This is a genomic window from Aeromonas sp. 603079, assembly GCF_049172135.1.
GTDB lineage: Bacteria > Pseudomonadota > Gammaproteobacteria > Enterobacterales > Aeromonadaceae > Aeromonas > Aeromonas veronii.
In genome coordinates, this window is the sequence record NZ_JAAKPX010000051.1 from 1 (window position 1) to 538 (window position 538).

A 538-nucleotide genomic window follows, 5' to 3' on the forward strand; every position below is an offset into this window, starting at 1 on the left:
TGCTGCGGGAGTGGAATTCTACTCAACCGCCTTCTCGAGTCAAGCCTTATTTTCAAAGGCTTTTCGAGGTTATCGACTTGGCTTTCTGCGTTGCCGCTTGCCCTGTCGATGGAGGCGCATTATAGGGAGTGAATTCGTTCTGGCAACCCCTCTCCTGCAATAAAATTGCAAAAAAGGGCACTTTTTTAGTTATTCATCTCCAATCACAGCTTTTATACAAACTTATCCACAGAAGCAGCCTGCAGATTGCTAGAATGGCCGAAAACAAGGAGGCCAAGATGGACTTGCGACTGAGACCCTACAAGGGAAAACGCCCGCAATTGGGCAAATGGGTATATGTAGGGCGATATCAGCTGGCTGACGATGTTCACGCCAAGTGATCCAACCATTAACCATTCACCACTCAGCAGTGGTTTGGGAACAGCGCTTACTTCTATAGAAGAACATATAGGTGAATGATGAGTTGAGGCAGTTGAGGCAGTTGAGGCAGTTGAGGCAGTTGAGGCAGTTGAGGCAGTTGAGGCAGTTGAGGCAGTTG

1 pseudogene is annotated in these 538 nt (G+C 48.0%); it reads left to right on the forward strand.

The features are described 5' to 3' along the window. Positions 1 to 254: 254 nt before the first annotated feature. Positions 255 to 365, forward strand: a pseudogene (locus G5287_RS20775) (gamma carbonic anhydrase family protein); the annotation flags it as partial. Positions 366 to 538 lie beyond the last annotated feature (173 nt).